Below are 13,303 nucleotides of genomic sequence, written 5' to 3'. Positions count from 1 at the left end.
GCTGTGGTTCGACCCCGACACATGGAGCATGCAAGTGACTGATGCGAAGAAACCGACTGTCGCGCTGCTCGGCGCGGGCAACATGGGATCCGCGGTAGGACATGCGCTGACACAGGGCGGCGCGCAGGTTTTCACGTCGCTCGAGGGCCGCAGCGCCGCGAGTGCGAAGCGGGCGCAGGAAGCCGGCATGCGCGACGCCAGCCTCGACGATCTCGTCACGTGCGACTTCATCCTCTCCGTCGTGCCGCCGGCGGTGGCCGTGGAGACTGCGCAGCGTCTTGCACCGGCGCTCGAACGTGCCTCGCGCAAAGCCGTCTACGTCGATTGCAACGCCATCAATCCCGATACGGTCAGGACGGTGGCTCAGGTGCTCGAACCGTCGGGCACGCCTTTCGTCGATGGCGCGATCATCGGTCTGCCTGCCGCGCCGAAGTTCTATCTGTCCGGGCCGCATGCGCCGGACGCGCAGCCGCTTGGCGAAGCCGGCCTCGTCATCCACGTGCTCGATGGTCCGATCGGTGCGGCATCGGCGCTCAAGATGTCGTACGCGGGCATCACGAAGGGACTGACGGCAATCGGTTCCGCGATGTCGCTGGCCGCGATGCGCAACGGCGCCGGCGACGCGCTCTTCGCCGAACTGACAGAGAGCCAGCCCGCGCTCGCCGCATGGCTTTCGCGCAATGTGCCGCGCATGCCGCCAAAGGCGTATCGCTGGGTGGCGGAGATGGAAGAGATCGCGCAGTTCATCGGCGAGGAGTTCGCCGAGCATCGCGTATATGAAGGCGCCGCCGGACTCTACGCACGGCTCGCGAAGGATCGCGACGCGACCGATGCGCTCGAACGCTTCTTCGCCGAGCGGGATAAATGACCGCCTAGTTCCCGGCGATGGCTTGCTCCGTCATCGCCGCGAAGAAGCGTCCCGCGCGGCGGTCGCCCGCATAGGCCGAATTGATGCGCACCCACGGACTCACTTCGCCGTTCGGCCGATAGTAGCTGCCGGGCGCAAGCGTCACCCCGAACTCGAGGGCGGCTTTCACGAGTACCGTCGAATCCTCGATGCCCGGCACTTTCGCCCAGACGAAATTGCCGCCGCTCGGTTCATCGAATACATCCCAGCCGTGGCTTTCGAGCGTCTGCACCGCGCTCGACAGCGAATCGCGCACGCGCTTTCTCAGGCGCTCCAGATACTTGCGATAGGTGCCGCGCTCGAGCAGGCTGGCCGCGACGCTTTCCGCAAAGCGCGAGCCGCCGAGGCTCGTCAGCACCTTGACGTCGACGAGATTCTTCACCAGTTCGCGATTCGCCGCGAGATAGCCGATACGCAGCGACGACGACAGCGTCTTCGACAGGCCGCCCACATAGATCACGCGGTCGAGTTGGTCGAGCGACGCGAGCCGTTGTGTCGGCACGGCCTGGAAGTCGGCGTAGATGTCGTCCTCGACGATCGAGAAGCCATGCTGGGCCGCCAGTTGCAGCAGCTTGAACGCCACCTGCGGCGCGATGTTGGTCGCGGTCGGGTTCTGGAAGACCGTGTTGACGAAGAAGAGCTTCGGCTGATGCTGCTTGAGCAGCGCCTCGGCGGCGTCGATGTCCGGGCCATTCGCGAGCCGCGGCACGCCGACCAGCCGCACGCCTTGCAGCTTCAAGAGACCGAAGAGGTTGTAGTAGCCCGGATCCTCGACGAACACGGTGTCGCCCGGCTTCAGCATGTAGCGCACGACCAGGTCGAGCGCCTGGCTCGCGCCGCTCGTGAGCATCACGTTGGGCAGATCGGCGTCGATGCCGAGCGCGTTGATGCGCATCACGATCTGCTGCCGCAGACCCGTGTCGCCGTGAGGCAGTGCATAGTCGATCACGCTCGACACGTCGTTGCGCGAGGCCTGCCGGATGGCCTGCGTGAGACCGTCCACTTCGCGCCATGCTTCCGGAATGAAGCCGCTCGACAGCTTCAGGGTCTCGCCGGGGTAGTTGAACTGCTGAAGGATCTGGGTGGATTCCTCTTCCGCCAGACGCGGATTGCAGTTGCCGGCGCTGCTGTCGCGCTCTTCGACGTGATTCGCCACATAGAAGCCCGAGCCGTGCTTCGGCTGGATCAGCCCGCGCGACGCGAGCCGGTCATACGCCTCGATCACCGGAAAGCGGCTGATGTGCTGCTCCGCTGCCAGTTGGCGGATGGACGGCAGCTTGGCGCCGGCAAGTACGCGGCGCGAGCGAATCATCGTCTCGATCTGGCTGACGATCTGCTCGGTGAGCGGCACGCCGGTGCCGCCGTCGATATGAAGCGGAAGCGCGTTCATGGTGTTCCAAAGTGTTCAGTGAGTCTGAGTGAACAGTTGTGATTTCGCTGTTCAGCCGTGTCATTTCGCCATTCGAACGCATCCGAAAACCGCCGTCAAGACTGGCCAGACGGCTAACGTCGCAATTTTTTAGTGTCAAAAAGGTGTCGAACTGTTCGGCCAAATCAGCTTAACAGTTCCGCTGCAACTGTTCATAACTGTACATTCAAGCTGTTCGGAATCGGTCGAATAATGACATCAACGGTTGCTTCCTGCTCGAACTGCATGAACGGAGGTGGCCTTCCGAAACGTGAACAGAAGGAGCGGCATCATGCGTGAAATTCGGACTTTCGAACTGGACGGGCGCGAAGCGCCTGCGCGCTGGATCATCGACCGGCCTCAAACGCTGCGTGTCACGCGCGGCCAGATCTGGCTGACCATCGAAGGCCAGACGGACGATCACTGGCTGGGCGCGGGCGACTCGGTCGAGTTGCCGCCTTATACGACGATCTGGGTCAGCGGCAATCGGGAGGCGAGCTGGTTCTCGCTGGCGTCGACTTCTGCCCCTGTGCGCACGCGCGGTCCCGGCGACATGATGCGTGCGTGGTTCGGTCGTCGTGCGCAGCCGGCGAAGCTCGCCGCGATCAAGGCATGACAACGGGTATGGCCGCGCCCACCAAGGCGAAAAAAAACCCGGCCGAGGCCGGGTCCAATGTTCCCGCGCTCTTTCGAGCGCGGTCACCTGCAAAACAAGCGTAGTCTACGCCGCGAGCAGCGAGCGCAGCACGAACGGCAGGATACCGCCGTGCTTGTAGTAATCCACCTCGATCGGCGTGTCGATACGCAGCAGAACCTGCACGCGATCTTCCTTGCCGTCCTTGCGATGGATCACCAGCGTGACTTCCTGCTGCGGCTTGAAGTCGTCGCCGAGCCCTTCGACGTCATAGGTTTCCTCGCCCGTGATGTTCAGCGACTGGATGCTGTCCGAGCCCTTGAACTGCAGCGGCAGCACGCCCATGCCCACCAGGTTCGAGCGGTGGATCCGTTCGAAGCTGCGCGCCACCACGGCCTTCACGCCGAGCAGTTGCGTGCCCTTCGCCGCCCAGTCGCGCGACGAACCCGTGCCGTATTCCTCGCCCGCAAAGACGATGGTCGGCGTATCGGCTTCGATGTACTTCATCGCCGCGTCATAGATCGACAGCTGTTCGCCGCTCGGCTGATGCAGCGTCAGGCCGCCTTCCACGCGCGTGCCGTCCGGCTTCGCCGGGATCATCAGGTTCTTGATGCGCACGTTCGCAAACGTGCCGCGCATCATCACGTCGTGATTGCCGCGGCGCGAGCCGTAGCTGTTGAAGTCGGCCTTCTGCACGCCGTTCGCCTTCAGCCACACGCCCGCCGGCGACGTTTCCTTGATCGAACCCGCCGGGCTGATGTGGTCGGTCGTCACCGAGTCGCCGAAGATGCCGAGCGCGCGCGCACCCTTCACGGCGGGAATCGAGTCGGCCGGCTTCATCGAGAAGTTGCTGCCGAAGAACGGCGGCTCGGCAATGTACGTCGACTTCGGCCAGTCATAGACCTGCCCGCTTTCGCCCGCGATCTTGCTCCACAGGTCGCCGTCCTTCGTGAGCTGCGAATAGTTCTCGCGGAACGCCTTCGCGTCGAGCGCGAACTTCAGCAGCGCGTGGACTTCGTCACTCGTCGGCCAGATGTCGCCGAGATAGATGTCGCGGCCGTCCTTGCCCTTGCCGACTGGTTCCGTCATCAGGTCGCGCGTGATGTTGCCCGCGATGGCATACGCCACGACCAGCGGCGGCGAAGCCAGGAAGTTGGCGCGGATGTTCGGGTGAATGCGTGCTTCGAAGTTGCGGTTGCCCGAGAGCACGGCCGCCGCGACGATATCGTTCTTCACGATGGCGTCGTTCAGTTCCGGCGTCAGGTCGCCCGCGTTGCCGATACACGTCGTGCAGCCGTACGCGGCGAGCGTGAAGCCGAGCTGGTCGAGATAGGTCAGCAGGCCGGTTTTCGTCAGGTACTCGGTGACGATGCGCGATCCCGGCGCCAGCGACGTCTTGATGTGCGGCGCCACCGTCAGGCCGGCTTCCACAGCCTTCTTCGCGAGCAGGCCGGCGGCGAGCAGCACGCTCGGGTTCGACGTGTTCGTGCACGAGGTGATCGCGGCGATCAGCACATCGCCGTTCTTGACGTCGACGCCGTCGGTGGTCGTGTATTGCGTGTCGAGTTCGGCGGCCTTCTTGTTGAAGCCGTTTTCACCGACCGGCTTCGAGAACAGATCGACGAAGTTGCTCTTCACATTGCCGATTTCGATGCGGTCCTGCGGACGCTTCGGACCCGCCAGCGACGGCGCCACCGTGCCCAGGTCGAGCGTCAGCGTCTTGGTGTAGTCGATGTCGCCGGCCTTCGGCACGCCCCACAGCTTCTGCGCCTTGAAGTACTTCTCGAACGCGGCGATTTCGGCGTCGGTGCGGCCCGTGCCCTTGAAGTAGTCGATGGTCTTTTCATCGACCGGGAAGAAGCCCATGGTCGCGCCGTATTCGGGCGCCATGTTGCCGATGGTCGCGCGATCCGGCACGCCGATCGACGCCGTACCTTCGCCGAAGAACTCGACGAACTTGCCGACGACCTTTTCCTTGCGCAGCATTTCGGTGATGGTCAGCACGAGGTCCGTTGCCGTGCAGCCTTCGCGCAGCTTGCCCTTCAGCTCGACGCCGACCACGTCCGGCGTCAGGAAGTAGACCGGCTGGCCGAGCATGCCCGCTTCCGCCTCGATGCCGCCCACGCCCCAGCCCACCACGCCGATGCCGTTGATCATCGTGGTGTGCGAGTCGGTGCCGACGAGCGTGTCCGGGTAGTAAACCGTGTCCTTGCCTTCGCCCTTCTTGTGCACGCCGCGCGCGAGGTATTCGAGGTTCACCTGGTGCACGATGCCGATGCCCGGCGGCACGACCTTGAACGTATCGAACGCCTGCATGCCCCACTTCATGAACTGGTAGCGCTCGTTGTTGCGCTGGAATTCCAGCTTCATGTTCAGGTCGAGCGCGTTGGGTTCGCGGAAGTGATCGATCTGCACCGAGTGATCGACGACGAGATCCACCGGCACGAGCGGCTCGATGGCTTTCGGATCCTTGCCCGCGCGCTGGGCGACGCCACGCATCGCGGCGATGTCGGCGAGCAGCGGCACGCCGGTGAAATCCTGCAGCACCACGCGGGCGACGACGAACGGAATTTCGTCGACGCGCGAAGCGTTCGGCTTCCAGTTCGCGAGTTGCTCGATGTGCTCTTCCGAGATTTTCTTGCCGTCGTAGTTGCGCAGCACCGATTCGAGCACCAGTCGAATCGAAACCGGCAGGCGCTGGATCTTGATCTTCAGCGCGTCGCCGAGTTGCGGCAGCGAGTAGAACTTGGCTTTGCCGGAACCGCTGTCGAATTCCTTGAGCGTGTTGTGGAGATTGTGGGCCATGTTGTTTTCCTTGGGCTGGACGAGGAAATTGCGCTGCTTAAATCACGTACAAATCGACATATTCATGCACCGGCATGGCTTCGAGCCGTGCCTGGTCGAGCGATGCCGCGAGGATCGCCTGTTGTTGCTTCTGCGGAAAGCGGCGCGCCAGGTTCGTCCTGAACTTCTCGACGAGCAGCGGAATGCCTTCCGCGCGGCGGCGTTTGTGACCGATCGGATACTCGACTGCAATCTCGTTCAGCCGCGAGCCGTCATTGAACTCGACAGTGAGCGCATTGGCAATCGAGCGCTTGTCCGGATCGTGATAGTCCTTCGTGTACTGCGGGACTTCCACGCAGGTCATCTTGTCGCGCAATGCGTCGATGCGCGGGTCCTGCGCGATAGTGTCTTCGTAATCGGCGGCGGTGAGACGGCCGAAGATCAGCGGCACGGCGATCATGTACTGGATGCAGTGATCGCGGTCGGCCGGATTGTTCAGCGGACCCTGCTTGTCGATGATGCGCAGCGCCGCTTCGTGCGTGCGAATGGTGATGCGGCTGATGTCGTCCACGGACTTGCCGGCATCCTTCAGCATGCCGTGCAGCGTCATGGCCGCTTCCACGGCGGTCTGCGCGTGGAATTCGGCCGGGAACGAGATCTTGAAGAGGACGTTCTCCATCACGTACGAGCCGTACGGACGCTGGAAACTGAACGCGTTGCCCTTGAAGAGCACGTCGTAGAAGCCCCAGGTCTTCGCCGTCAGCACCGACGGATAGCCCATCTCGCCGGTCTTCGCGATCAGCGCGAGACGCACGGCGCGCGAGGTGGCGTCGCCGGCCGCCCATGACTTGCGCGAACCGGTGTTCGGCGCGTGCCGGTAGGTGCGCAGCGAATGACCATCGACGAAAGCGAGCGAGACGGCATTGATGAGTTCGTCGCGCGTGAGGCCGATCATCTGGCCGACCACGACGGTGGAAGCGACCTTCACGAGCAGCACGTGATCGAGACCGACCTTGTTGAACGAATTCTCGAGCGCGATGCAGCCCTGGATTTCATGCGCCTTGATCATCGCGATCAGGACGTCTTTCATGCTGAGCGCCTGCTTGCCGGAGGCCGTGGCGCTGCGCGAGAGCCAGTCGGCGGTGGCGAGGATGCCGCCCAGATTGTCCGACGGGTGGCCCCATTCGGCGGCCAGCCAGGTGTCGTTGAAGTCGAGCCAGCGGATCATCGCGCCGATGTTGAACGCGGCCTGAACCGGGTCGAGCTGGAACTGCGTGCCTGGCACCTTTGCGCCGTGCGGGACGATCGTGCCCGGCACGATGGGTCCCAGCAGCTTGGTGCAGGCGGGGTAGGAAAGGGCTTCGAGTCCGCAACCGAGCGTGTCGATCAGGCAGTTGCGCGCGGTCTCAAGCGCAAGCGTGCTGTCGATACGAGTATTGAGGACATAGTCGACCATGTCGACCAGTACCTTGTCCGGATCGGGCCGGACCGTGGAGATCGGTGCGGACATCGAAGATTTCCTGTTGATGCGCGCTCAGCCGCCTTACTGCGCAGGCTTGATCAGCGCGTTCGACTGCGTGGGTGCGGCGCCGCCGGCGGCCATTTCGGCCGTCATGCATTCATCGGCGAGACGCGACGAATCCTTGTCGGAGAACAACATCGCCTTCGTCGGGATCACCACAAGATCCATGCCCGTTGCCGCATCGTGGAAACGGTCGGCGCCGGTGGTCGTGTCCTGGCGCGGCAGACGGTAGTCCTTCTTGGCCCAGTTGACGGTCACGACGGCGTCACGCTTCATGTCGCCTTTCAGGTAGAAAGCATTGCCGTCCTTGCAGGACCATTTTGTTGCGCCGTCCGGGATCGGATCGACCTTGGCTGCCGCGGCGGCTTCGGCCTTCGGGCTGCGCTTGATGAGACGTCGTGCGGGGGCGGGACGCTTGGCGGTCGTCTTGGCCGTGGCCTTGGCCTTGCCCGATTCGGTCGTGGTCGCGGTCGCGGCGAAAGCGCCGGCGCTGACGAAGAGGCTCGTCGTAGCCAGCGTGCCGGCGATTGCAGCGATCAAAATTTTATTCATCGATAAAACCTTTCAAAAACATTGGGTTGAATGGCGGTTCTGCCGCGCGGGGTGACCCTGTCCTCGCAGGATCTGACCCGCGCAGCCCGCTATTTTCGCTTATTTAGCGGCGCGAACTTCAAATTCTCCGGTCCCATGTAATTCGCGCTCGGCCGGATGATCTTGTTGTCGATGCGTTGCTCGATGATGTGCGCGCTCCATCCCGACGTGCGCGAGATCACGAACAGCGGCGTGAACATGGCAGTCGGCACGCCCATCATGTGATACGACACGGCGCTGAACCAGTCGAGATTGGGGAACATTTTCTTCGCGTCCCACATGACCGTTTCGAGGCGCTCGGCGATGTTGAAGAGCTTCGTATCGCCCGCTTCCTTCGAGAGCTTCTTCGCGACTTCCTTGATGACCTTGTTGCGCGGATCCGAGATCGTGTACACCGGATGCCCGAAGCCGATCACCACTTCCTTCTTCTCGACGCGCTGCTTGATGTCGGCTTCGGCTTCGTCGGCGTTCAGATAGCGCGACTGGATCTCGAACGCGACTTCGTTGGCGCCGCCGTGCTTCGGACCGCGCAATGCGCCGATGCCGCCCGCGATCGCCGAATACATGTCCGAGCCCGTGCCCGCGATCACGCGTGCCGTAAAGGTGGACGCGTTGAATTCATGTTCGGCGTAGAGGTTGAGCGAGACGTGCATCGCATCGACCCACGACTTCGACGGCTCCACGCCATGCAGCAGATGCAGGAAGTGTCCGCCGATGGAATCGTCATCGGTTTCCACTTCAATGCGCTTGCCGTTGTGCGAGTAGTGATACCAGTAAAGCAGCATCGAGCCGAGCGAAGCCATCAGCTTGTCGGCGATGTCCTTCGCGCCCGGAATGTTGTGATCGTCCTTCTCGGGCAGGATCGTGCCGAGCACCGAGACGCCGGTGCGCATGACGTCCATCGGATGCGCCGAAGCGGGAATCCATTCAAGCGCGGCCTTGAGGTTCGCGGGCAGGCCGCGCATGGCCTTCAGCTTGGTCTTGTAGGCCTTCAGTTCGGCGGCGTTCGGCAGCTTGCCGTGCACGAGCAGGTAGGCGATCTCTTCGAACTCGGACGTGTTGGCGAGATCGAGAATGTCATAACCGCGATAATGCAGATCGTTGCCGGTGCGGCCGACCGTGCACAACGCGGTATTGCCCGCCGTCACGCCGGACAGCGCAACGGACTTCTTCGGTTTGAAACCGCCTGCGGTGGAGGTTGCGGGTGCTTCGGTCGATGCGGTGTCAGTCATGCTCTCCAGTCTCCTTTCGTACGTCCGCGATGCGGCGTGACTCGTTGTGCTTGAAGAATGCGCCCGGACCCGGTCCCGGCGTGGTGCTGAACTGCGATTCGATGATTCAGGTTGCCTGCGCCGGCGCTGCAAACAGCGGCGCGCTGTCCTCGGGCACGCTTTGTCCGGTGGCATGCGCGCGCCGCAGCACCGACCAGTAATAGCGATAGCTCGCGCGATCATGCAGCGTGTCCCCATGGCGCGTCGGGCCCCACTGCGCGTTTTGCGCGGCCAGCAGAATCTCCGCGGCCAGCGCGATCTCCTCCGCGCGCGGCGAGAAGGCCTCGACGATCGGCCGGATCTGGTCCGGATGAATGCTCCACATGCGCGTGTAGCCGAACTCGTTGCGGGCGCGCGCGGCATCGTTCGCGACGACGCTCATGTCGCGCACTTCCGTCGACACATTGTGCGACGGCACCTTGCCATGCGCGTGACACGCCGCTGCAATTTCGAGCTTCGCGCGCCGCACCAGCGGGTGATCGAACTGGCCGGGCGAGCGCATCGCGGTATCGGGAATCGCGCCATTGTGCGCGGATACGAAGTCCATCAGGCCGAAGCTCAGCGATTCGACGCCCGGCAGCGCCGCCAGTTCAAAAGCTTCAGCGAGTGCGCCGTGAGTTTCGATCAGCAGATGACAGGGAACCGGCTGCGAAATGCCGAACTCGCAGCGCGAGGCCTCGATGAAGGCCACCATCTCGGCGGCGTCGAAGACGCTGCGGATCTTCGGCAGCATGACGAAGGCGGGCGCCTTGCGGGCGTTGCGCAGGATGATGCGCACGTCGTCGCGCCACGCGCGGTGATTGAAATCGTGGATGCGCACGCCGACGCGGCCGAAGCGATCATCCTCGCCGCCCACGAACGACGCGACCATCTCCGCGTGTTCCGCCTCGTGGCCAACCTGGGCGCCGTCTTCGCAATCGAGCGTGATGTCGAACACGGGTCCCAGTTGCGCCTGCAAGGCCAGCGATTTGCGAATCAGCTTTTCGCTGCCGGCGTAGTGATCGCAAGGGGGAAGAACCGCGGGCTGCGGTTCGCCGTCAAACAGCACTTCGGCGGGAGTGAGGGCGCGCATACTCGGCGTGGGGTCCGATGTGGGGAGTGAGGTCCGGCTTGCTCAGGTGCTCTGATTCCGATTCGGCCGCGCTCGAACATGGTGCTGCTTGCTCAAGCGCGGGCGGATCAGGCGCGAGACGCACAGGCGCTCGCGCTGTCGTGGCGGACGTGAAGACAGGCCCCCGGAGCTTCCCGAGGGCTTCCGCCAGACGACGTGTGCTTACTTGCCCAGCAGATGCGCGACGCCGTCACGCTCTTCGAGCAGCTCGTTCAGCGTGCCGTCCATCTTTTCGCGCGAGAACGCGTCGATTTCCAGGCCTTCGACACGCTTGTACTCGCCGTTTTCGCACGTGACCGGCACGCCGTAGATGATGTCTTCCGGGATGCCGTACGAGCCGTCCGACGGAATGCCCATCGTGACCCACTTGCCGTTCGTGCCGAGCACCCAGTCACGCACGTGGTCGATCGCTGCATTGGCCGCCGATGCCGCCGACGACAGGCCGCGTGCTTCGATGATCGCCGCGCCGCGCTTGCCGACGGTCGGGATGAACGTGTTGCGGTTCCATTCGTCATCGTTGATCAGCTTGGTCAGGTCCTGGCCTTCGGCGCTTGCGAAGCGGAAGTCCGGGTACATGGTCGGCGAGTGATTGCCCCACACGGCGAGCTTTTCGATGGACGCGACCGGCTTGCCCGACTTGGCGGCCAGTTGCGACAGCGCGCGGTTGTGGTCGAGGCGCAGCATGGCGGTGAAGTTCTTCTTCGGCAGATCCGGGGCCGACTTCATCGCGATGTAGGCGTTCGTGTTCGCCGGGTTGCCGACGACCAGCACCTTCACGTCGCGGCTGGCGACGTCGTTCAGCGCCTTGCCCTGAACCGTGAAGATTTCGGCGTTGGCCGACAGCAGGTCCTTGCGCTCCATGCCCTTCGAACGCGGACGGGCGCCCACGAGCAGCGCGACGTCGGCATCCTTGAAGGCGACCTTGGGATCGTCCGTGACGACGACGCCCGCGAGCAGCGGGAACGCGCAGTCTTCCAGTTCCATCACGACGCCCTTCACGGCGGCTTGCGCTTGCGGCAGATCGAGCAGCTGAAGAATCACGGGCTGGTCTTTGCCGAGCAGATCGCCATTGGCGATGCGGAACAGCAGCGAGTAGCCGATTTGACCTGCGGCGCCGGTGACGGCAACGCGCTTTGCGGACTTAGCCATTGATAACTCTCCTGGACGGTGCGTGGAACGCAAGGGAAAAGCGCCATTTTATGCGCGATACGCCAAGCGTTGATGAAGACATGCGGCCCTGGCCCCGCGCGACCCCCGAAAAGCACCGGCGCAGCAGGCGTTGCGCACGTGTGCATAGGGTTTCGCGCCGCATGAATGCGTGAGCGGCGTGACCGTCATGCCGATGAATCTTTCTCTTCGAGCGCGAGGCCAGCGGGATGTTCTGTGAGGACGCGAGGAATTCGCTTGGGTCTGACGGCAAGGCGCCCATTCGAGACGGCGCTTGACGTTGCGAGACGTGGGGCAGGCAGCGGTGCGCGAACGAGTGGGGCGGTCGGCGTGAGGCGAAAGCGAAAGGGCGTGCCTGGCGATGTGCCGCGCGTGGCGAAGACCGGAAACCGGCGTTTCGTGCGCACATGCGACAACCCGCAAACCCTTGCTCGACAAGGAGTGTAGGAGCGTGCCCCGGTAAAGTCAACACTATCTTATGTCTTATATAAGACATAGGATTCTATGGGAAAGGTCTGGACGCACGGCGGGCCTTTGTGTTGAAATGCGCGGCATGAATTCCAACCCGGCGAGCTCGACGACCCCCAACGGCACCGCGCCTGCGGCTGAGGCCGCCGGTGTGCCGTCGCCGACGTTCAGCCCGCTGTATCAGCAGATCAAGGCGCTCATTACGCAGGGCCTCGAATCCGGCGAATGGAAGCCTGGTGAAATCATCCCGAGCGAGGTCGAACTCGCCGCGCGCTACAAGGTGAGCCAGGGCACCGTTCGCAAGGCCATCGACGAACTCGCTGCCGACAACTTGCTGGTGCGCCGTCAGGGCAAAGGCACGTTCGTTGCGACGCACAGCGAAGACCGCGTGCAGTTTCGCTTCCTGCGCCTGCTGCCCGACGACGGCGACGCCCATCCTCACGTAAGCCGCCTGCTCGAATGCAAGCGCCTGCGCGCGCCGGCGGAGATTGCCCGCCAGCTCGACCTGAAACCGGCCGATCCCGTCGTTCTTATCAGGCGCCTGTTGCAGTTTGATGGCGTAACTACTGTCTTCGATGAAATCTGGTTGCCGGGCGCGGTGTTTCGCGGACTGACGGCGGAACGGCTGTCGGAATACAAGGGCCCGCTCTACGCGATGTTCGAAACCGAGTTCGGCACGCGCATGATTCGTGCGTCGGAGAAAATCCGCGCCGTTCCCGCCGATGAAGCCGTTGCACAGCATCTCCAGGTGGCGCAGGGTTTTCCGCTGCTGTCGGTGGAACGCGTGTCCTATACCTATGGCGATCGCCCGGTCGAAGTGCGGCGTGGATGGTATGTCACGACCGGCTATTACTATCAGAACGACCTGAGTTGATCTTGAGTTGATCCTTGAGTTGATCGATCGGAAGCGGGGTCGTGGGTACGCGCCGAATGGGCGCGCCAGGCGCTTTCTTCACGCGCGGAGCAACAGTCTATTGGACGGTTTCTCGCTGCAGCGCGAAATAAAAAGGCGCTAAAATCGCGGATTAGTGTGTTAACAAGTTGGGGTCTAGCATGGCTGAAGCCGTAAAAAAACCAAGGCCCGAGTACCGGAACATCGGGATCGGCCAACTCGCGAAGTATCGCTTGCCGCTGGCGGGGAAGGTCTCCATCCTGCATCGTGTGAGCGGCCTGCTGCTCTTCGTGTGTCTGCCGTTCATCCTGTATCTGCTCGATCAGAGCCTCACGTCGGAAATCAGTTTCGACGCCTTCAAGGGCTTCCTCGCCAACCCCTTCGTCAAGATCGTTACGCTCGTGCTGTCGTGGGCGTACCTGCATCACTTCTGCGCGGGCATCCGTTTCCTGCTGCTCGATACGCACGTCGGCGTGAACAAGGAAGGCGGCAAGCAGAGCGCCATGATCGTGCTGATCGTCTCGCTGCTGCTCACGCTCGCGATGGCG

Annotated in this window: 11 protein-coding genes; 4 read left to right on the top strand and 7 right to left on the bottom strand. The window is 63.1% G+C overall.

Annotated elements, in window-relative coordinates; genetic code table 11:
• Nucleotides 1-28: 28 nt before the first annotated feature.
• Nucleotides 29-868: a DUF1932 domain-containing protein gene (locus QCE83_RS27435; protein WP_309818798.1), complete on the top strand. Its 840-nt coding sequence runs from the start codon at nt 29-31 to the stop codon at nt 866-868.
• A 4-nt stretch (nt 869-872) separates the two neighbouring features.
• Here the strand turns inward: QCE83_RS27435 and QCE83_RS27430 are convergent, their stop codons facing one another.
• On the bottom strand, nt 873-2,297 hold the full coding sequence (locus QCE83_RS27430) for a PLP-dependent aminotransferase family protein (RefSeq protein ID WP_309818797.1): 1,425 nt from the start codon (nt 2,295-2,297) through the stop codon (nt 873-875).
• A 310-nt stretch (nt 2,298-2,607) separates the two neighbouring features.
• Between QCE83_RS27430 and QCE83_RS27425 the strand changes: the two genes are divergently transcribed.
• A complete protein-coding gene (locus tag QCE83_RS27425) occupies nt 2,608-2,931 on the top strand; it encodes a DUF2917 domain-containing protein (protein WP_309818795.1) in 324 nt (107 codons plus the stop codon).
• A 105-nt stretch (nt 2,932-3,036) separates the two neighbouring features.
• On the opposite strand, the gene acnA is transcribed toward QCE83_RS27425, so the two are convergent.
• The 6 genes from acnA to QCE83_RS27395 all read right to left on the bottom strand — a co-directional run bounded on the left by acnA (nt 3,037) and on the right by QCE83_RS27395 (nt 11,377).
• Nucleotides 3,037-5,754, bottom strand: coding sequence for an aconitate hydratase AcnA (acnA, locus tag QCE83_RS27420; RefSeq protein WP_309818793.1), 2,718 nt, complete (start codon nt 5,752-5,754; stop codon nt 3,037-3,039).
• A 37-nt stretch (nt 5,755-5,791) separates the two neighbouring features.
• Nucleotides 5,792-7,243 (bottom strand): bifunctional 2-methylcitrate dehydratase/aconitate hydratase, encoded by a 1,452-nt coding sequence (locus tag QCE83_RS27415; protein WP_309818790.1) that lies wholly within the window; start codon nt 7,241-7,243, stop codon nt 5,792-5,794.
• Between the two features lie 33 nt (nt 7,244-7,276).
• The gene (locus QCE83_RS27410) at nt 7,277-7,807 is read right to left on the bottom strand and encodes a hypothetical protein (RefSeq protein WP_309818788.1); all 531 of its coding nucleotides are present in this window, start codon (nt 7,805-7,807) and stop codon (nt 7,277-7,279) included.
• An 89-nt stretch (nt 7,808-7,896) separates the two neighbouring features.
• Complete coding sequence (gene prpC, locus QCE83_RS27405) at nt 7,897-9,078, bottom strand: 2-methylcitrate synthase (protein ID WP_309818787.1); 1,182 nt, start codon at nt 9,076-9,078, stop codon at nt 7,897-7,899.
• Between the two features lie 106 nt (nt 9,079-9,184).
• Nucleotides 9,185-10,189 (bottom strand): aldolase/citrate lyase family protein, encoded by a 1,005-nt coding sequence (locus tag QCE83_RS27400; protein WP_309818785.1) that lies wholly within the window; start codon nt 10,187-10,189, stop codon nt 9,185-9,187.
• A gap of 201 nt (nt 10,190-10,390) precedes the next feature.
• Complete coding sequence (locus QCE83_RS27395) at nt 10,391-11,377, bottom strand: malate dehydrogenase (RefSeq protein ID WP_309818783.1); 987 nt, start codon at nt 11,375-11,377, stop codon at nt 10,391-10,393.
• 571 nt (nt 11,378-11,948) lie between these two features.
• Between QCE83_RS27395 and QCE83_RS27390 the strand changes: the two genes are divergently transcribed.
• Entirely contained in the window at nt 11,949-12,737 is a 789-nt protein-coding gene (locus QCE83_RS27390) for a GntR family transcriptional regulator (protein ID WP_309818782.1), read from the top strand.
• Nucleotides 12,738-12,916: 179 nt separating this feature from the next.
• Nucleotides 12,917-13,303: succinate dehydrogenase, cytochrome b556 subunit (gene sdhC, locus QCE83_RS27385; protein WP_309818781.1), on the top strand; the 387-nt coding region annotated here is incomplete at its 3' end.

Source organism: Caballeronia sp. LZ034LL (assembly GCF_031451215.1).
In the GTDB taxonomy this organism is placed as follows: Bacteria; Pseudomonadota; Gammaproteobacteria; order Burkholderiales; family Burkholderiaceae; genus Caballeronia.
Note: the sequence above shows the minus strand (reverse complement) of the source record. Positions and strands in the feature narration are given on the sequence as shown.

Excerpts from the sequence above, each read along its gene's own strand:
- QCE83_RS27435 (WP_309818798.1), top strand. The coding sequence starts at position 29 with ATGCAAGTGACTGATGCGAAGAAACCGACTGTCGCGCTGCTCGGCGCG.
- QCE83_RS27425 (WP_309818795.1), top strand. The coding sequence starts at position 2,608 with ATGCGTGAAATTCGGACTTTCGAACTGGACGGGCGCGAAGCGCCTGCG.
- acnA (WP_309818793.1), bottom strand. The coding sequence starts at position 5,754 with ATGGCCCACAATCTCCACAACACGCTCAAGGAATTCGACAGCGGTTCC.
- prpC (WP_309818787.1), bottom strand. The coding sequence starts at position 9,078 with ATGACTGACACCGCATCGACCGAAGCACCCGCAACCTCCACCGCAGGC.
- QCE83_RS27400 (WP_309818785.1), bottom strand. The coding sequence starts at position 10,189 with ATGCGCGCCCTCACTCCCGCCGAAGTGCTGTTTGACGGCGAACCGCAG.
- QCE83_RS27430 (WP_309818797.1), bottom strand. The coding sequence starts at position 2,297 with ATGAACGCGCTTCCGCTTCATATCGACGGCGGCACCGGCGTGCCGCTC.
- QCE83_RS27390 (WP_309818782.1), top strand. The coding sequence starts at position 11,949 with ATGAATTCCAACCCGGCGAGCTCGACGACCCCCAACGGCACCGCGCCT.
- QCE83_RS27415 (WP_309818790.1), bottom strand. The coding sequence starts at position 7,243 with ATGTCCGCACCGATCTCCACGGTCCGGCCCGATCCGGACAAGGTACTG.
- QCE83_RS27395 (WP_309818783.1), bottom strand. The coding sequence starts at position 11,377 with ATGGCTAAGTCCGCAAAGCGCGTTGCCGTCACCGGCGCCGCAGGTCAA.
- QCE83_RS27410 (WP_309818788.1), bottom strand. The coding sequence starts at position 7,807 with ATGAATAAAATTTTGATCGCTGCAATCGCCGGCACGCTGGCTACGACG.